We start from the raw sequence: 16775 nt of genomic DNA, 5'->3' as shown, positions 1-16775 counted from the left end.
GTGCCTGGCACCGCCCCCACAACCGGGTGGGAGTTTGAATGTCTGTGAAAACCGATGAGGCGGCGCCTCCTCGTGGCAGGACGCCCGTCAGGACGGTGGAGGTGTCCGGCCCGCCGTCGCGCGGCAGCCGGGTCACCAGGAAGGGCACCCTGCCCTACCTCCTGCTGCTGCCCGCCCTCGGGCTGACCGCGGTCTTCCTCGGGTATCCGCTGGTCACCAACGGCATGTTGTCGTTCCAGAACCTCAACATGACGCAGCTGATCCAGCACGTCACCGAGTGGAACGGGTTCGCGAACTACGCCGACGCGCTCGGGAACGACACGTTCTGGCGGGTCACCCTGCGATCGGTGATCTTCACCGTCGTCAATGTCGTCGTGATCATCGTGGTCGGCACCCTGGTCGGACTGCTGCTCGCGCGGCTCGGGTCCAAGATGCGGCTGCTGCTCTCGATCGCCCTGGTGCTGGCCTGGGCGATGCCGATCATCGCCGCCACCACCGTCTACCAGTGGCTGTTCGCCCAGCGGTTCGGTGTCGTCAACTGGGTGCTGGCCAAGCTCGGCTTCGACTCGATGGCCGACTACAACTGGACCGGGACGCAGCTGTCCACGTTCTTCGTCATCTCGCTGCTGCTGGTGTGGACGTCCGTCCCGTTCGTCGCGATCAACCTCTATGCCGCGACGACGACCATCGCCCAGGAGCTGTACGAGGCCGCGGCGCTGGACGGCGCGGGGGCCTGGCAGAGCTTCAAGAACGTCACCTTCCCGTTCCTCAAGCCGTTCCTGATGGTCGCCACGTTCCTCGAAGTCATCTGGATCTTCAAGGCGTTCCCGCACGTGTTCGCCATCAACCAGGGCGGCCCCGACCGGCTCACCGAGACGCTGCCGGTGTACGCGTTCGTCGAGGGCGTCGGCAACCAGCACTACGGAGCCGGTGCGGCGATCTCCGTCCTGACGATCCTGATCCTGCTGGCCCTGATGTCCTACTACCTGCGGCTGGTGATCCGGCAGGAGAGCGCGGACGAGGCCGAGGGTTCCGAGAAGAGCAAGGGGGGCAGGGCCTGATGCGACGGTCACTGCTGGGCCGGATATGGCCGAACGCGACCGCACTGGTGCTGTTCGTGGCGTTCGCCTTTCCCGTGTACTGGATGTTCAACACGGCGTTCAAGCCGAACGGGCAGATCATCAGCGAGGACCCCGTCTGGTTCCCCACCTCGCCGACCTTCGAGCACTTCAGCACGGCGGTCAACGCCGAGAACTTCTGGACGCTGGTCCGCAACTCCGTCACCGTCACGGTGCTGGCCGTCGGACTCTCGCTGCTCGTGGCGCTCTTCGCCTCCTTCGCGCTCGCCCGGATGCGGTTCAAGGGCCGCAAGGGCATCCTGCTGACCTTCATGGTCGCCCAGATGGCGCCCTGGGAGGTCATGGTCATCGCGATCTACATGATCGTGCGCGACGCCGAGATGCTGAACAGCCTGGTGCCGCTCACGCTGTTCTACACCGTCATGGTGCTGCCGCTCACGATCATCACCCTGCGCGGCTACGTCGCCGCCGTGCCCAAGGACCTGGAGGAATCTGCCATGGTCGACGGCTGCACCCGGCTCCAGGCGTTCCGCCGGGTGATCTTCCCGCTGCTGGCCCCCGGCCTGATGGCCACCTCGCTGTTCGGATTCATCACGGCGTGGAACGAGTTCCCCCTGGTGCTCATCCTCAACAAGGACGACGAGGCACAGACGCTGCCGCTGTGGCTGTCGAAGTTCCAGACCGCCTTCGGCGACGACTGGGGCGCGACCATGGCGGCAGCCTCCCTCTTCGCCGTGCCGATCCTGCTGCTCTTCCTCTATCTCCAGCGCAAGGCCGTCGCCGGCCTGGCCTCCGGAGCGGTCAAGGGATAGGCCGCAGGACAACGGGACACCGGGAAGACAGGGACAACTGTGCGACACCGCCGCCCGACCCCACGGCACAGCAGTGAAGTGAAGGGACACCGCGCCGCATGACCACCTCACTCCGAGCCTCCGACACCCTCACCCGCGACGCCCTCGCCGTCCTCCAGCCCGGCTTCGCCGGCACCTCCGCACCCGCCTGGCTGCTGCGGCACCTGGAGGAAGGCCTCGCCTCGGTCGGCCTGTTCGGGCGGAACATCGAGTCCGCCCAGCAGCTCGCCCTGCTCACCGAGCAGCTCCGCGACGTCCGCCCGGACCTGCTGGTCGCCATCGACGAGGAAGGCGGCGACGTCACCCGGCTGGAGGTACGGACCGGCTCCTCCTACCCCGGCAACCTCGCCCTCGGCCGCGTCGACGACCCCGACCTGACCCGGGCGGTGGCCTTCGAGCTGGGCAGCAGGCTCGCCGCGGCCGGCATCAACCTCAACTGGGCGCCCTCCGGCGACGTCAACTCCAACCCGGACAACCCCGTCATCGGTGTGCGCTCCTTCGGCGGCGACCCGCAGCTCGTCGCCCGGCACACCGTCGCCTACATCGAGGGCCTCCAGGCGGCCGGGGTCGCCGCCTGCGTCAAGCACTTCCCCGGGCACGGGGACACCGCCGTCGACTCGCACCACGACATGCCCCGCATCGACGCCGACCTGGCGACCCTCCGGGCCCGCGAGCTCGTCCCGTTCGCCGCGGCGGTGGAGGCGGGCAGCAAGTGCGTGATGAGCGCCCACATCCTGCTCCCGGCGCTGGACGCCGCGCGCCCCGGCACCCTCAGCCCCGCCGCGCTGACCGGGCTGCTGCGGGCACCCCGCGACCAGGGCGGCCTGGGCCACCAGGGGCTCATCGTCACCGACGGAATGGAGATGCGGGCCATCTCCGCGACCTACGGCCTCGAACGCGGCAGCGTCCTCGCGCTCGCCGCCGGGGCCGACGCGATCTGCGTCGGCGGTGGACTGGCCGGCGAGGACACCGTGCTGGGGCTCCGCGACGCGCTGGTGCGCGCGGTGCGCGACGGCGAGCTGGCCGAGGAGCGGCTCGCCGACGCCGCGGCACGGGTGCGCGGCCTGGCCGCGTGGGCGCGGGGGGTGCGGCGGCCGGACACGGGGGGTTTGGCCGACCCCGCCCTCCGCGCGGACCCGGCCGCTCCCGAAGCGGGCATCGGGCTGGAGGCGGCGCGGCGCGCGCTGGCGGTGACCGGGCTGGAGCGCTACCGCCGTCCGCCCGGGCCGCTGTACGTCGCGGCGCTCACCTCGGTGGCCAACATCGCGGTCGGTGACGAGACCCCCTGGGGACCCGCCGCCGAACTGGAGCGGATGGTGCCGGGCACCCGGACCGGCACCTACCGGGCCGCCGACGAGGACGTGGCCGCCGCGGTGCTCGGCGACGCGGGGAAGCGGCCCGTGATCGTGGTCGTCCGCGACCTGCACCGGCACCCGTGGATGGCGGACGCGGTGGCCCGGCTCGTGGCCGCACGCGAGGACACCGTCGTGGTCGAGATGGGCCTGCCCCAGGCGCCGCCGCAAGGTGCCCTGCACATCGCGACGCACGGTGCGGCCCGGGTCTGCGGGCGGGCCGCGGCCGAGGTCATCGCCCGCGGCTGAGACCCGGTCCCACGCCAGGGCCGGGGCCCGGGACCGGGACCCGGAGCCGACCCGGGGCAAAACGTGCCCAACCGCCACGCCGTAGGATCGAACCGCGACCGCACGTGAACATCACCCCTGGGAGGGACCCGCATGTCCTCGAACGCCCCGTCCGAGCCGGGCACCGTCATGTCCGGTGAGATGGCCGAGCAGCCGGCCGTGCTGCGCCGCATCCTGGACGAGGGCGCTCCCGCCATCCGCGAGGTGGCCGAGCGGATCGCCGCGAAGAACCCCCGCTTCGTCCTGCTGACGGCGCGCGGCACCTCGGACAACGCCGCGCTGTACGCGAAGTACCTGCTGGAGATCCAGCTCGGCACTCCGTGCGGGCTGACCTCCATGTCGACGACGACCGCGTACGGCGCGCGCCCCGACCTCACCGACTGCCTGGTGATCACCATCAGCCAGTCCGGCGGCAGCCCGGACCTGGTGGCCTCGACGGAGGCGGCCCGGGAGGCGGGCGCGATCACGCTCGCCGTCACCAACAACGCCGACTCGCCGCTCGCACGGGTGAGCGAGTTCCACATCGACGTGCTGGCCGGCCCGGAGAAGGCGCTGCCCGCCACCAAGACCTACACGGCCGAGCTGCTGGCGCTCTACCTGTTCGTGGACGGTCTGCGCGGCGGAGGCGGCACCGAGGCGGCCAAGGCGCTGCCCGGGCTCGCGGAGGCGGTGCTGGACCGCAGGGCCGAGGTCAAGGCGCTGGCGGCGCGCTACCGGTTCGCCGAGCGCATGGTGCTCACCTCGCGCGGCTACGGCTACCCGACGGCGAAGGAAGCCGCGCTGAAGCTGATGGAGACCAGCTACATCCCGGCACTGTCCTACTCCGGTGCCGACCTGTTGCACGGTCCGCTGGCGATGGTGGACAACATCTCGCCGGTGATCGCCGTGGTGGCCGACGGCAAGGGCGGCGAGGCCCTGCAGCCGGTGCTGGAGCGGCTCAGCGACCGGGGAGCCGACCTGATGGTCATCGGCCGCCGCGAGGAGGTGGAGCGGGCGTCGGCCGGCTTCGCGCTCCCCACCGAGGGGCTGCCCGAGGAACTGCAGCCGCTGATCCAGATCCTTCCGCTGCAGATGCTCGCCTACGAGGTCACCATGGCCCGCGGTCAGGACCCGGACGCGCCCCGCTCCCTCGCCAAGGTCACCGAGACCCGCTGAGCGGGGGCGCGGTATGGCGCAGCCGTCCATGAAGCAGCCGAGCACCGCGGACAGCCTGGTGGAGCAGCTCATCGACGTCGGGGCGACCGCCGTGCGGCGTGGCTTCGTCCTCGCCAGCGGCGGCAATCTGTCGGCCCGACTGCCCGGCTCCGAGGAGTTCGTGGTCACGGGTGCGGGTACCTGGCTGGACCGGCTGACACCCGAGCACTTCACCGTCATGAACATGGCGGGCGAAGTCGTCGGCGGCAACCCGGAGCCCTCCAGCGAGTGGAAGCTCCACCAGCGCACCTACCGGGTACGCGAGGACGTCAACGCCATCGTCCACATGCACCCGCAGCACGCGGTGCTGGTCGACGCGCTCGGCCACGAGATCCGGCTGCTGACCCTGGACCACGCGGTGTACGTGCGCTCCGTCGGCCGTACCGACTTCTACCCGAACGGTTCGGACGAACTCGCCGACACCGCCGCCGAGCAGGCCAAGGAGCACAACTGCGTGCTGCTGGCGCATCACGGCTGCTCGGCGCTGGGCGAAGACGTCGGGATGGCCTTCCGGCGGGCGATGAACCTGGAGGAGGCGGCCACGGCCACCTACCGGGCACTGCTGCTGGGGGACCGCACGACGCGCTTCCCGGTACCGGCGGACGAGGCGATCCGGCACGCCTGAGCCCCGCCCGCAGCCGTGGGAACATCTCCCGCGGCTCCGCTTCGCGGACGCCGGAGGCCGGGGGAGCCACGGGGAGCCGGCAGCGGCCCCGGACGTCATGGAAGGCCGGGAGAGCCGGCCGGGAAGGCGCCACGGGCCCGGAACGCACTGCGGAGCCGGAACGCACTACGGAGCCGGAACGCACTACGGGCCGCGGCGCCGGTACGGGACCCTCAACCCGTCCGGCACCGCAGCCCGGAGCTGCAAGGCCCCGGCGCTGTCAGGGCAGAGAGCGCCGCGGGCCTCGATCCGCCCTCCTGTGCGGGGAGGACAGAAGTTCTTCCGGAAGGATTCTGGACTAGACCACGGCTGTCTGTCTACGGATCGGGCGTTTCCGCCTCCCCGCACCCGCTCCGGCCCGCCGCGCGCCGGACGGGGGCCGACCGGCGTCGGCCGGCGCGGCGGCCTGCCGTACCCTCGGCCCCGTGCCCTCCATGAACGACCTCGTACGCCAGCACACCACCCTCTCCGCCGTGGAGCTGGAGTGGCTGCACCTGCTGGTGTCCGAGTGGCAGCTCCTCGCCGACCTCTCCTTCGCCGACCTCGTGCTGTGGGTGCCCACCCTGGACGGCACCCGGTACGTCTCGGTCGCCCAGATGCGCCCGAACACCGGCCCCACCTCGCACCAGGACGACATGGTCGGCCACCTGGTGCCCCGCGGGCGTCGGCCGCTGCTGGACGCCGCGCTGGACGAGGGCCGGATCGTGCGGGAAGGGGACCCGGAGTGGCGCGAGGAGGTGCCGGTGCGGGTCGAGTCCATTCCGGTCCGCCGCGAGGGCCGGGTCCTGGGGGTCATCGCCCGTAACACCAATCTGCTGACGGTCCGCACGCCCAGCAGGCTGGAGCTGACCTATCTGCAGAGCGCCTCCGACCTCGCACAGATGATCGCCGCGGGAAGCTTCCCGTTCCCGGGGCACGAGGTGGACATGGACCACGTCCCGCGGGTGGGGGACGGGTTGATCCGGCTGGACGCCGACGGCCACGTGCAGTACGCCTCCCCGAACGCGCTGTCCGCCTACCACCGGCTGGGACTCGCCGCCGACCTGGTCGGGCTGCATCTCGGCGAGGCCACCGCGGAACTGGCCCCCGCCCGCGGGGCGGTCGACGAGGCCATGGTCAAGCTGGCCAGCGGCTGGGCGCCCCGCGGAGCCGAGGTGGAGGCCAACGACTGCATCGTGCAACTGCGCGCCATCCCGCTCAAGCCCAAGGGCACCCGGATCGGTTCGCTCATCCTGCTGCGGGACATCACGGAAGTGCGCCGCCGCGAACGCGAGTTGATCACCAAGGACGCCACCATCCGGGAGATCCACCACCGGGTGAAGAACAACCTTCAGACGGTGGCCGCGCTGCTGCGTCTGCAGGCTCGCCGAATGGACTCGGAGCAGGGCAAAGAGGCGCTCGGCGAGGCGGTGCGGCGGGTCGGCTCGATCGCCATCGTGCACGAGACGCTGTCCCAGAACCTGGACGAGCGGGTGGACTTCGACGAGATCGCCGACCGGGTGCTCGCGATGGTGGCGGAGATCTCACCCGGCCGGATCACCGGACGCCGTACCGGGCGCTTCGGGATTCTCGGCGCCGAGGTCGCCACCCCGCTGTCCATGGTGCTCACCGAGGTCCTGCAGAACGCCATCGAGCACGGGTTCGGCGCCGAGGAGCAGGGCTCCGTCGAGGTGCACGCCGTGCGCGGAGCGGCCACCGGGCAGGACGGGGCGCGGCTGCTGGTCACGGTGCAGGACAACGGCCGTGGTCTGCCTGCGGACTTCGACCCCAGGAGCGGCGGAAATCTCGGGCTGCAGATCGTCCGGACGCTGGTGGAAGGGGAGTTGGGCGGCACCTTCGACATGCTCCCCGGCAGCACGGGCGGCACCCGGGTGCTCTTCGACCTTCCGGTGGCCGCGGGCTAGTGCCCCCGGTGGCCCGGAAGCGGGCCCGGGGAGTTCCGGGGAATCCCCGGGGGAGCGCGACGAAAGCGCCGAGCCCCCCGGGTCCCTGGGCGAGGACGGGGGGCTCGGCGCTTCAACGCTCTGCTTTGGGCTTCACGTTCATGCTCTGCTTTGAGCTTCACGTTCTGCTTTGAGTTGTGCGGGCGCTCCGCGTACTGCTGGGCGCTCCGAGGGCACTGCGTGCTGCGTCTCGGGCTGCCGCTGGTGCAGGGCTGCGTGTCAGGTGTGTCAGGCGGTCGCGGCGTTGTTCCGCGCCCGGTTGCGGGCGGCACGGCGCTTCATCGCGCGGCGCTCGTCCTCGCTCAGACCACCCCAGACACCGGAGTCCTGACCCGACTCCAGAGCCCACTGCAGGCACTGCTCCATGACGGGGCAGCGGCGGCAGACAGCCTTGGCTTCCTCGATCTGCAGCAGCGCGGGACCGGTGTTGCCGATGGGGAAGAACAGCTCGGGGTCTTCCTCGCGGCAAACGGCGTGGTGACGCCAGTCCATGGCTGCTACCTCTCCTCGTGTGTGGCTTGCTTGTGAATGTGAACGCTTTCACGAATCCCTTGACGGGGGAAGTGGGGCCTCACAAATGTGATGCGGGTCCCACTGAAGTCAAAGAAGGGGATTCCGGCTCTCAAGGGGGCCCTGATGGCGGGGCCGTCCCGATCGCCATGAAGAGACTCGCAAACCTCGGCGGCGGATACAACCCCTTCCGGAAACTTTTTTTTGAATCCTTGGTGTCGACTAGCTCACAGCCGTCATTCGAGGGGGTGGATCCTGGCCTAAACGTTCGAGTGGAAGGACTTTGGCCCCTTCCACTTACACAATCACACGCAGTGCACGCCGTACGCCTGTGAAGCTCACGCTCGTTCGCAGTCCCAGGTGGTCACCGTCCATCTGAAACGGCAATGGCGCCTGGGAATGCAAGGTGAACCGGGTGAGGTCGTGCAGTGTCACCGCGTGCTTGCCGCGGGGCCCCCGTTCCGGGCTGGAGGTCAGCAACTGGGTGCCGTAGCGGCTCACGGCCAGCGGCGTCAGTCTCTGCAGTCCCAGCACGTCGAGGCCGGTGTCGAAGGACGCCTCCGGTGCCGCGTACAGCGGCTTGTTCCCGAAGTACGACCAGGGCGCGGTGTTGCACACGATCGAGAGCGCCAGCTCCGTGACCGGTTCGGCGTCCTCGCGCTCCAGGGTGATCGTCCCGGTACGGCGGTGCGGCTCGTTCAGGAACTGCCGTACGACCTGGCGCACGTACAGCGGATGCGTGGAGCGCTTTCCGCGCTCCCGCTGCTGCTCCACTCTGCCGATCACCCCGGCGTCGAACCCCAGCCCCGCGGTGAAGGTGAACCAGCGGTCGGGGATCTCCGCGTCGTCCGAGCCCGGTACGCCCCCGGCGATCCCCAGCCCGACCGTCCGCTCCGAGCCGGCCTCCAGCGCGTCCAGCAGGTGCCCGGTGGCCTCCACCACGTCGTTGGGCATCCCCAGGGCGCGTGCGAAGACATTGGTGGAGCCGCCCGGGACGACGGCCAGCCGGGGCAGCCGCTCCGGGTCGGGACCGTCGTGCAGCAGCCCGTTCACCACCTCGTTGACCGTGCCGTCCCCGCCGAGCGCGATGACCAGCTCGGTGGTGCCGCCCTGGGCGGCCTGCCGCGCGAGGTCCCGGGCGTGGCCCCGGTACCGGGTGGTGGCCACTTCCAATTTGAGATCGCTCGCGAGGGCATGCGCCAGCACGTCACGGGTCCGGGCGCTGGTGGTGGTGGCTGCCGGATTGACCACGAGGAGTGCGCGCATGGAGTGAGCGTACCTACCGCGGGGTACACGGCCCAGCCCCGTCGGCGCCGGAGGGCTACGCTGCCATGGTGAGCGAAAGGTCGAAGCGGGCGGACGCCGCCACGGAAGCGGGCGAGGACGAGGCGACGGGGCTGCGGCAGGAGGCGCGCGGGCCGCGCAGGATCGTCGTCGCCGCCGTACTGACCGGTGCCGAAGGGCTGGTCGTCGCCGCTTTCGGGGTCGTCTCGCTGGTACTGCTGGTCACCCGGCGGCCGGATGACACGACACAGGCCGTCACTCTGGCCGTGACCGTCCTCGCGCTGTCCGTACTGCCGTTGGCCGCGGCCCGCGGGCTGTGGCTCCGGCGCCGCTGGAGCCGGGGACCCTCGATGATCGTGCAGCTCATCGCACTGCCCGTCGCCTGGCAGCTGGGCCGGAACGGGGGCGGTTCGCTGGCCGCCGCCGTCGTGCTGGGCCTGGCGGCCGTCGTCGTACTGGGGTGTCTGGTGAATCCGAAGGCCACCGAGGCGCTCGGGATCGGCCGGGGTTGAGTCCCGGGGCCGGCCCGTCCGGTGCGCAGCGCCCCTTCCCGCCACCCGCGGGACGCGCCCCGGGTCAGGGGAAGGGGCGGAGCCGGAGGATCACTCCTCCACCAGCAGGCGGTCCCGCAGTTGCGCCAGGGTTCTCGCCAGGAGCCTGGAGACGTGCATCTGGGAGATGCCGACCTCCTGGGCGATCTGGGACTGGGTCATGTTGCCGAAGAATCGGAGCAGCAGGATCTTCTTCTCCCGCGGCGGCAGCTCCTCCAGCAGCGGTTTGAGGGACTCCCGGTATTCGACGCCCTCCAGGGCGTCGTCCTCGGCGCCGAGGGTGTCGGCGACGGCCGGGGACTCGTCGTCGGTGTCGGGTACATCGAGCGACAGGGTGCTGTAGGCGTTCGCGGACTCCAGACCCTCGAGGACCTCCTCCTCGGAGATCGCGAGCCGCTTGGCCAGTTCGTGCACGGTCGGGGCGCGCCCGTGGAGCTGGGAGAGCTCGGCGGTCGCGGAGGTGAGGGACAGCCTCAGCTCCTGGAGCCGCCGGGGCACGCGCACGGCCCAGCCCTTGTCGCGGAAGTGGCGCTTGATCTCGCCGACGACCGTGGGCGTCGCGTACGTCGAGAACTCGACGCCGCGCTCGGGGTCGAAACGGTCGACCGACTTGATCAGACCGATCGTCGCGACCTGCGTCAGGTCGTCCAGCGGCTCGCCGCGGTTGCGGAAGCGGCGGGCCAGATGCTCGACGAGGGGCAGGTGCATACGCACCAGGTGGTTGCGCAGCTCGGCGCGCTCGGGCCCGTCCGGCAGCGTGCGCAGCCGGACGAAGAGCGCCCGCGCGCCGCCGCGTTCCTGCGGGTCGAGCCCGTGGGGCTCGCCCGCGTCGTGGCCGGCGGCCCGCTCACGCCGCTCGTGCTGCTGCTGGTCCATAGCGTCCGCCCGCTCTGCCTGCTTGGGTCGCTGCATGCTGGGGTCGGCCGGGTGCGGCCGGGGCTGTTGCTCGGGAACGCCCCGGGAGACCGCCCCCGGGCGGCCTGACCACATCTGACTTGCCTCGTGCTCGGTCACGATGCTCCGGGGCCCGCACCGCGCTTCTTGTGCAGGCTGATGCTGACCGTACGGTCATCCGACACTGCTGAACCCACCTCACCGGCCAGGGCCGAGAGCACCGTCCACGCGAAGGTGTCGCGTTCGGGAGCGCGGCCATCGGTCGTCGGCGCCGAGACGGTGACGTGCAGCGAGTCGCCGACGAGCTGGAAGACACAACTGAGTACGGAACCGGGGACGGCCTGCTGGAGCAGGATCGCGCACGCCTCGTCCACGGCGATCCGCAGATCCTCGATCTCGTCGAGGGTGAAGTCCAAGCGGGCAGCGAGCCCGGCGGTGGCCGTCCGCAGCACCGACAGATAGGCACCCGCAGCCGGCAGCCGGACCTCGACGAAGTCCTGCGATGCGGGCTCTCCTGCGATCTGGGACACCCTCACCTCCAAGGTGGCACGAGCCGGTCGGGCCTCACGGGCCGAAGCGGCTGTTGATTCGTTTCGTCAGTGACGCTATCGCGATCCGTGTCACGATGCCGCACGCATCGATCACTGCCGCCTCATTCCTGAGCGTCACCCATAGTAAACATATGGGTACTTTCCGTGGCTAGAGGGTGGAGGCCCCAAATCCGCCGCGATTACGCTGTGTTGGCCTCATGGGGTCGCCGTGGGCCGCTTTCCGGAGCGACTCCCGAAGTCCCCGCGGCCACCCTGTGTGGCCGGTCGGGGGTGCCTCGGCGACGCCGGAAGGGCCTGCCATGTCAGTACCCGTCACCTGATGCGTTCATAGCCCCTCGCGGCACACCCTCCGACAAGGGCCGAAACCCGCCCCTGTGACCGACCCCGAAACGGGCCGGAGGTGCCCGAGAGGCGCGAGGGGTGGCTACTCAGCGTGAAGACGGGAGGAGATGCGGTGCGGATCCATGCGCGGAGAGTGAAGGAAATCCTCACGTTGTGTCACCGCTTCGAGGGGAACGCCCGGCCGGTGACGACGGCGGTCACCGTGCCGCCCCGGGGGAAGGCGCCCTCCTGGGCGAGCCGGGTGAGCGCGAACAACAGCTTGGCCACATAGGTCTCCTCCAGCGCGGGCAGCCCGTGCCGCCGGGCGAAATCCGCCGCGAAGTCCGACAGCTCCGGTCCCGTCTTCGCGTAACCGCCGCCGTGGAAACGTTCCTCCAGCCACCAGTCACCGCGCGGTCCCCCGAAGGACTCCCGCTGGAGCCGCGCGATCTCCCCGGCGAGGAAGCCGCCCTTCAGCACCGGCACCCCGAGACCGCGCTGACCTGCCGAAAGGCCCGCCGCCATGCCCGCGAGGGTGCCGCCGGTACCGCAGGCGACGGCAGCCACATCGGTATGCCCGCGCAATTCCGCGCCCAGCGCCGCACACCCGCGCACGGCCGCCGCGTTGCTGCCGCCCTCCGGGACGACGGCGCAGGGGCCGAAGCGGGCACGCAGCTCGTGGTGGAACGCCGGGTCGGCGCGGCGGCGGTAGTCGGCGCGGGTGACGAAGTGCAGCAGCATGCCGTCTTCGGCGCAGCGGGCGAGGGACGGGTTGAGCGGCCGGTCGGCCAGCTCGTGGCCCCGGACCACCCCGACCGTGCGCACCCCGAGCAGCCTGCCCGCCGCCGCGGTGGCGCGCAGATGGTTGGAGTAGGCCCCGCCGAAGGTCAGCAGCCGGCGGTGGCCGCTCTCGGCCACCGCCCGCAGATTGGGGGCGAGTTTGCGCCACTTGTTGCCGGAGGGGTACAGGTCCACGGGTCCCGGCGCCGCCGGGCCACCGGCCGCCGCGTGCACGAGGTCCTCCCGCTTCAGCAGCAGCCGCACGCCCCGGCGGGTGAAGCGCTCGTCCTCGACCTCCTGGAGCGGGGAGGGCGGGCGGGGCCGCAGGGCCGCGGCGATGTCGACGGGGTGGCTCACCCCTCCATTGTGGCGGCCGGGCTCAGGCGTCAGCGGACTCCGGCTCACCTCCCGGCCGCGGGGACACCGCGGGGCCGGTCACTTCAGGCGCTCTTCGATCCGCTCCCGCAGGGCGTCCATGGTGAAGCCGCGGGGGTCGCTCTTCTGGTCCGTCCACTCCAGGTGGCCGATGACCGACCGGGCGCCCCAGTCGTGGTGCCGGCACAGCGCTGCCGCGGCCCGCACGATCGCCTCCAGCTGCTCCTCCGGCCACGGGTCCTCGCCGTCTCCGAGGTTCTCGCACTCGAAGCCGTAGAAGTACCGGTTCCCGTCGGTGTTCTGCTGGTTCGGCCGCGGGGTGGCGCGCTCGGCGACAACGGCGCGCAGCACGTCGTCGTCGCCGGAGCCCGCGTGGTTGGCCCGGCCGTGGCCGGTCAGATGCACGGTGCCGTCCTTGGTGACGCAGCCGTGGGCGAGCGGTCCCGGCAGGTCCTGGCGGCCGTCGTAGATCAGATCGACCGTCGCGGACGAGCCGCTGGTGACGGTGTGGTGGATCACGACACCGTGCACCGGGCCCCACGGCCCCTGCTGGTTGCGGTTGTGGTTGCGCCAGTCCCGGACCTCCTCGACCCGGGCCCCCTCTTTCCGGAGGGCCCGGACGAACGCGGTCGCGGTGATGGGTGTGGCCATGCTCGCCTCCGGCTGCCGGGTGTCCGGCCGTGGCCGGAACCTGTCCCGGGGACATACCCGTTGCGGCGCCGCTTCTAGCCGCGCCGGGCCGCACCCGCGGCGGGGATCACCTGTACGAGGAGGTCCCGCACCCGGGGGTCCCGCCCGTAGGGCCGCAGCAGCCCCGGTATCCGGGAGCGGGCCGCCCGTACCCGGCCGGAGCGGACCTGCGCGGACACCTCGAGGAATCCGGTCCACGCGGCGCACGCCTCCTCCAGCCGGCCGCGGGAGAGCAGCAGTTCGGCCAGTTCCGCCTGGCACACGGCGCGGGTGCGGCGCTCGCTCGCGGGCCGGGCGTGCAGCGAGGCGCGCAGGTCGTCGATGGCGCCTTCGCGGTCGCCCAGCGCCGCCCGCACCTGGCCGGCCTGGTAGCGCAGCGCCGCACTCCGATACGTGCCGACGGGCTCTCCGGTGGGGCTCTCCGGGCCGGTGGTCAGATCCACCGGGGACCGGGCCAGTTGCCGCTCGGCGCGCTCCAGTGCCTCCAGCGCCCGGCCCTCCCGACCGCAGGCCGCGTCCGCGACGGCCAGTCCGGCATACAGGAACGCGCGCGCCGAGGGGTCGGTGTCCGCGGGCGCCGCGGCCAGGGCCGCCCGGGCGAGCAGCAGGCTCTCGCGCGGGTGCCCCAGCTGGTGCGCCTGCGAGCTGAGGGCCCGGCGGGCCAGCGCGACCCCCTCCGGGTCCGCGGCCTCCGCGGCGAGTTCCGCCGCGGTGAGGAACGCGCGCTGGGCGAGCCCGTGCCGCTGCTCGTCCACATAGACCCGGGCCAGCAGGAAGCTGAGCCGTGCGGCCCCCGCCTGGATGCCGCGCTGGTGCACGCCCTCCTCGCCGCGGCGCAGCGAGCGGACGAGCCCCGAGAGGCAGGCGGCGAGCGGGGTGCGGATATGACCGCCGCCGTACCGGTCGGCCTGCAGCGCGAAGAACCGGGCGTGCTCGTGGACCGAGGCGACCTGGCCCGGCTCGGGGGTGCGCACGGAGCGGGAGCCGCGGGCCGTGCAGCCGTTCCGGGCACCGGGCAGCGGCGCCGGCGTGGGGGAACCCGGTGCGGTGGCAGGTTCGTCTGCGGCCGGATCGCCGCCCGGGTCCGGCGGGGCATCGTCCGCACGGCCGTCCCGGTGCCCGGGTGCCGCTTCGGTGAGCAGCCGCAGGCTGTACGGCGCCGGGGGCGGGGTGTCCGCGCGGGGCGGCGGGATCACCGGCGCGGTGAGCGCGGTGAGCTGGTCGGCCGGGGCCAACGGCCTGCCGAGGCCGAACAGGCGGGCGTCCACCGGATGTTCCCGGCCCCCTGCCAGGGCCTCGGTGTCGGCCGCCGGGGCGCCGGAGCCGCGCTGCTCCCGGAGCCGCTCCCGGTGCCCGGTCGGTGCGGGTCCGGCAGCCGGCCGTGGTCCTTCCTCCGCCGGGTCGGAGGTGTCGTCCCCGCCGCCGCTGTCGCCGCGCGGGCGGGCCGCCGTGCCGGGGCGGCAGCCGCGCGCACCGAGCATGCCCAGGTCCGCCACCGTGATCCGGCGGCCGAGGCGGCGCGAGAGCGCCTCCGCCATCAGGTGTTGCACCCGGGGGTCGGGGCGGCTGCCGCGCAGCCAGTGGGCGACTGAAGTTCTGTCGTACCGGAGGTGGATGCCGACCTCGGCGCCGAGACGAGCCAGAGCCCGCGCGAACGCCGCCTGCGTCCACTCGCTCTCCTCCAGCAGGGCGCGCAGCGCGCGGTTGGGGGTGCGGATGCGGGAACCGGTGCTCGGGGACGCCGTGACGCGTACGGGGTCAGCGGGTCGCATGGTTGTTCCTGGGGTGGAACCGGAGGGGGTCGTTCACTGTTCTGCCTCACTTCCGGAATCAGGTGATGTCTTTCCGTAGCTCTCCGTGTGCTTGATGTGCTGTCATGCACCCGGACGTTTTCAGGGAACCGCATCGCTTCCCGCTGCGGGAGCATGTGCCGGGCGCACGACTGCGTGGTGCTTTCACACCCCGTGTGAAAGCAGGTCCATTACTCTGCGAAACGACACGTTGGACCCGACGGAGGGCGGCATGGAGCCCAACAGCCAGCTGGACGCGCTCCTTGACCAGGCAGGGATGTCCCGAGCCGGTCTTGCGGCGAGAATCAATCGATTAGGCGACCAAGCAGGGATAACCCTGCGTTACGATCACACGGCCGTGGCGCGCTGGTTGAAGGGACAACGGCCACGTGGCAGGGTCCCCGAGTTGATCTGTGAGATCCTCGGGCACCAGCTCGACAGAACCCTCACACTCAGTGACATCGGCATGGATGTCCCGACGGACGGCCGGCTTCCCGGGCCCGCGCTCGGCTCCGAGGCGGCCGGCCTGGACCGGTTCGTGGAGCGCGCGGCCTCCCTGTGGCGCTCCGACCGGGTGCACGGGGACCGGCTCGGCCCCGCCCTGCTGACCGGCGGCGCCGCTGTCGCACCGGTGTGGGAATGGGAGAACCCGCCCGAGGACCGGGACGTCTCGCGCACCGGCGGCGCCGAGGTCACCGGCGCGGATGTGGGCGTACTGCACGCCGCCCGCGGCCACTACGAGCATCTGTACCGCAACGCCGGGGGAGTCGCCACCCGCGGCCGGGTGGTCGGCTTCCTGCACGGTGAGGTCGCCCCGCTGCTGCGCGGCAGCTACGACGACACCATCGGCCGGGCGCTGTGCCGTGCCGCCGGCTCGCTGGCGGCCATCAGCGGTATCTGCGCCTACGACGCCGACGCGCAAGGGCTGGCCCAGCGCTACTTCCACCAGGCGCTGCGGCTGGGCAAGGCGTCCGGCGACCTGGTCTTCGGCGGCTACGTGGTCGCTCTCCTCGTCAATCAGGCGCTGTTCCTCGGCGACACCCGGCACGCGCTCGCCTGTTCCGAGGCGCTGCTGCGCACCACGGGTCCGCGCATCAGCGCCGCGCTCGCCACGGATGTGTACGCGATGCAGGCCGGTGCGTACGCCCGGCTCGGGGACCGGCGCAGCGCGCACGCCTGCATGCGCCGGGCCGAGGCGTACTCCGAGCGCATCCGCCCCGAGGAGGAGCCCGAGGAGACCAGCTACGTCCAACCGGGGCTGGTCGAGGTGCGGTTGGCCGAGGCGTTGATCCTCCTGGGAGAGCTGTCCGCGGCTGCCGAGTACGCCCAGCGGGCGGCGCGCGCGCCCGCGCACGCCCGCGGTCGGGTCAATCGGCTCGCCACCCTCACCGACGTGGCGCTGCACGCCGGGGAACCCGAACGCGCCGCGGTCACCGCCGCGCAGATGGTGGACACCGCGCAGGGCATCGAGTCGCAGCGGCTGCGCGGGCGCATGCGCAGGGTCAGGAAGCGGCTGGAGCAGCACCCCGGGACTTCGGCGGTCGAAGCGGCGAAGCTCATCGAGGACTCGCTGAGCGTGCCGTTCTGAGCCGGGGCGCACACTGCGCCCCTGTCAGCGGGAGCGCACGACATGCTGGGATGTGCCCAACCTCCGTCGG

Annotated in this window: 15 protein-coding genes; 8 read left to right on the top strand and 7 right to left on the bottom strand. The window is 71.9% G+C overall.

The genetic code is table 11. The features are described from left to right. Nucleotides 1–38: 38 nt before the first annotated feature. From P2424_RS24630 to P2424_RS24605, 6 genes are all read left to right on the top strand, one after another. Entirely contained in the window at nt 39–1061 is a 1023-nt protein-coding gene (locus P2424_RS24630; RefSeq protein WP_276477898.1) for a sugar ABC transporter permease, read from the top strand. Beyond that, a complete protein-coding gene (locus P2424_RS24625) occupies nt 1061–1891 on the top strand; it encodes a carbohydrate ABC transporter permease (RefSeq protein WP_276477897.1) in 831 nt (276 codons plus the stop codon). The genes P2424_RS24630 and P2424_RS24625 overlap by 1 nt, the downstream gene beginning before the upstream one ends. A 98-nt stretch (nt 1892–1989) precedes the next feature. Further along, the gene (locus P2424_RS24620; protein WP_276477895.1) at nt 1990–3531 is read left to right on the top strand and encodes a glycoside hydrolase family 3 N-terminal domain-containing protein; all 1542 of its coding nucleotides are present in this window, start codon (nt 1990–1992) and stop codon (nt 3529–3531) included. 132 nt (nt 3532–3663) lie between these two features. Continuing rightward, a complete protein-coding gene (locus P2424_RS24615) occupies nt 3664–4725 on the top strand; it encodes an SIS domain-containing protein (RefSeq protein WP_276477894.1) in 1062 nt (353 codons plus the stop codon). A 28-nt stretch (nt 4726–4753) separates the two neighbouring features. Continuing rightward, nucleotides 4754–5389 carry a class II aldolase/adducin family protein gene (locus P2424_RS24610; RefSeq protein ID WP_276477893.1) on the top strand — a complete coding sequence of 212 codons (636 nt, stop codon included), beginning with the start codon at nt 4754–4756 and terminating at the stop codon, nt 5387–5389. A 473-nt stretch (nt 5390–5862) separates the two neighbouring features. After that, the gene (locus P2424_RS24605; RefSeq protein ID WP_276479112.1) at nt 5863–7332 is read left to right on the top strand and encodes a PAS domain-containing sensor histidine kinase; all 1470 of its coding nucleotides are present in this window, start codon (nt 5863–5865) and stop codon (nt 7330–7332) included. A gap of 267 nt (nt 7333–7599) precedes the next feature. Here P2424_RS24605 and P2424_RS24600 read toward each other — a convergent pair whose 3' ends face one another. Next, complete coding sequence (locus tag P2424_RS24600) at nt 7600–7863, bottom strand: WhiB family transcriptional regulator (RefSeq protein WP_016469673.1); 264 nt, start codon at nt 7861–7863, stop codon at nt 7600–7602. A 315-nt stretch (nt 7864–8178) separates the two neighbouring features. Then, a complete protein-coding gene (locus P2424_RS24595; protein ID WP_276477892.1) occupies nt 8179–9147 on the bottom strand; it encodes a diacylglycerol kinase family protein in 969 nt (322 codons plus the stop codon). A 68-nt stretch (nt 9148–9215) separates the two neighbouring features. On the opposite strand from P2424_RS24595, the gene P2424_RS24590 reads away from it, so the two are divergent. Further along, nucleotides 9216–9677 carry a hypothetical protein gene (locus P2424_RS24590; RefSeq protein WP_276477890.1) on the top strand — a complete coding sequence of 154 codons (462 nt, stop codon included), beginning with the start codon at nt 9216–9218 and terminating at the stop codon, nt 9675–9677. A 90-nt stretch (nt 9678–9767) separates the two neighbouring features. Here P2424_RS24590 and P2424_RS24585 read toward each other — a convergent pair whose 3' ends face one another. The 5 genes from P2424_RS24585 to P2424_RS24565 form a co-directional block, all read right to left on the bottom strand. Further along, nucleotides 9768–10706 (bottom strand): RNA polymerase sigma factor SigF, encoded by a 939-nt coding sequence (locus P2424_RS24585; protein ID WP_276479111.1) that lies wholly within the window; start codon nt 10704–10706, stop codon nt 9768–9770. A 20-nt stretch (nt 10707–10726) separates the two neighbouring features. After that, entirely contained in the window at nt 10727–11140 is a 414-nt protein-coding gene (locus tag P2424_RS24580) for an anti-sigma regulatory factor (RefSeq protein ID WP_019354516.1), read from the bottom strand. Nucleotides 11141–11659: 519 nt separating this feature from the next. After that, the gene (locus P2424_RS24575) at nt 11660–12619 is read right to left on the bottom strand and encodes a pyridoxal-phosphate dependent enzyme (RefSeq protein WP_276477889.1); all 960 of its coding nucleotides are present in this window, start codon (nt 12617–12619) and stop codon (nt 11660–11662) included. A gap of 78 nt (nt 12620–12697) precedes the next feature. Next, entirely contained in the window at nt 12698–13288 is a 591-nt protein-coding gene (locus tag P2424_RS24570) for a peptidoglycan recognition family protein (protein WP_276477888.1), read from the bottom strand. Between the two features lie 74 nt (nt 13289–13362). Next, complete coding sequence (locus P2424_RS24565) at nt 13363–15099, bottom strand: hypothetical protein (protein ID WP_276477887.1); 1737 nt, start codon at nt 15097–15099, stop codon at nt 13363–13365. A 250-nt stretch (nt 15100–15349) separates the two neighbouring features. On the opposite strand from P2424_RS24565, the gene P2424_RS24560 reads away from it, so the two are divergent. Then, a complete protein-coding gene (locus P2424_RS24560; RefSeq protein ID WP_276477886.1) occupies nt 15350–16705 on the top strand; it encodes a transcriptional regulator in 1356 nt (451 codons plus the stop codon). Nucleotides 16706–16775 lie beyond the last annotated feature (70 nt).

This window comes from Streptomyces sp. WMMB303 (genome assembly GCF_029351045.1).
Lineage (GTDB): Bacteria > Actinomycetota > Actinomycetes > Streptomycetales > Streptomycetaceae > Streptomyces.
Note: the sequence above shows the minus strand (reverse complement) of the source record. Positions and strands in the feature narration are given on the sequence as shown.

Excerpts from the sequence above, each read along its gene's own strand:
- P2424_RS24630 (WP_276477898.1), top strand. The coding sequence starts at position 39 with ATGTCTGTGAAAACCGATGAGGCGGCGCCTCCTCGTGGCAGGACGCCC.
- P2424_RS24625 (WP_276477897.1), top strand. The coding sequence starts at position 1,061 with ATGCGACGGTCACTGCTGGGCCGGATATGGCCGAACGCGACCGCACTG.
- P2424_RS24620 (WP_276477895.1), top strand. The coding sequence starts at position 1,990 with ATGACCACCTCACTCCGAGCCTCCGACACCCTCACCCGCGACGCCCTC.
- P2424_RS24615 (WP_276477894.1), top strand. The coding sequence starts at position 3,664 with ATGTCCTCGAACGCCCCGTCCGAGCCGGGCACCGTCATGTCCGGTGAG.
- P2424_RS24610 (WP_276477893.1), top strand. The coding sequence starts at position 4,754 with ATGAAGCAGCCGAGCACCGCGGACAGCCTGGTGGAGCAGCTCATCGAC.
- P2424_RS24605 (WP_276479112.1), top strand. The coding sequence starts at position 5,863 with ATGAACGACCTCGTACGCCAGCACACCACCCTCTCCGCCGTGGAGCTG.
- P2424_RS24600 (WP_016469673.1), bottom strand. The coding sequence starts at position 7,863 with ATGGACTGGCGTCACCACGCCGTTTGCCGCGAGGAAGACCCCGAGCTG.
- P2424_RS24595 (WP_276477892.1), bottom strand. The coding sequence starts at position 9,147 with ATGCGCGCACTCCTCGTGGTCAATCCGGCAGCCACCACCACCAGCGCC.
- P2424_RS24585 (WP_276479111.1), bottom strand. The coding sequence starts at position 10,706 with ATGTGGTCAGGCCGCCCGGGGGCGGTCTCCCGGGGCGTTCCCGAGCAA.
- P2424_RS24570 (WP_276477888.1), bottom strand. The coding sequence starts at position 13,288 with ATGGCCACACCCATCACCGCGACCGCGTTCGTCCGGGCCCTCCGGAAA.
- P2424_RS24565 (WP_276477887.1), bottom strand. The coding sequence starts at position 15,099 with ATGCGACCCGCTGACCCCGTACGCGTCACGGCGTCCCCGAGCACCGGT.
- P2424_RS24560 (WP_276477886.1), top strand. The coding sequence starts at position 15,350 with ATGGAGCCCAACAGCCAGCTGGACGCGCTCCTTGACCAGGCAGGGATG.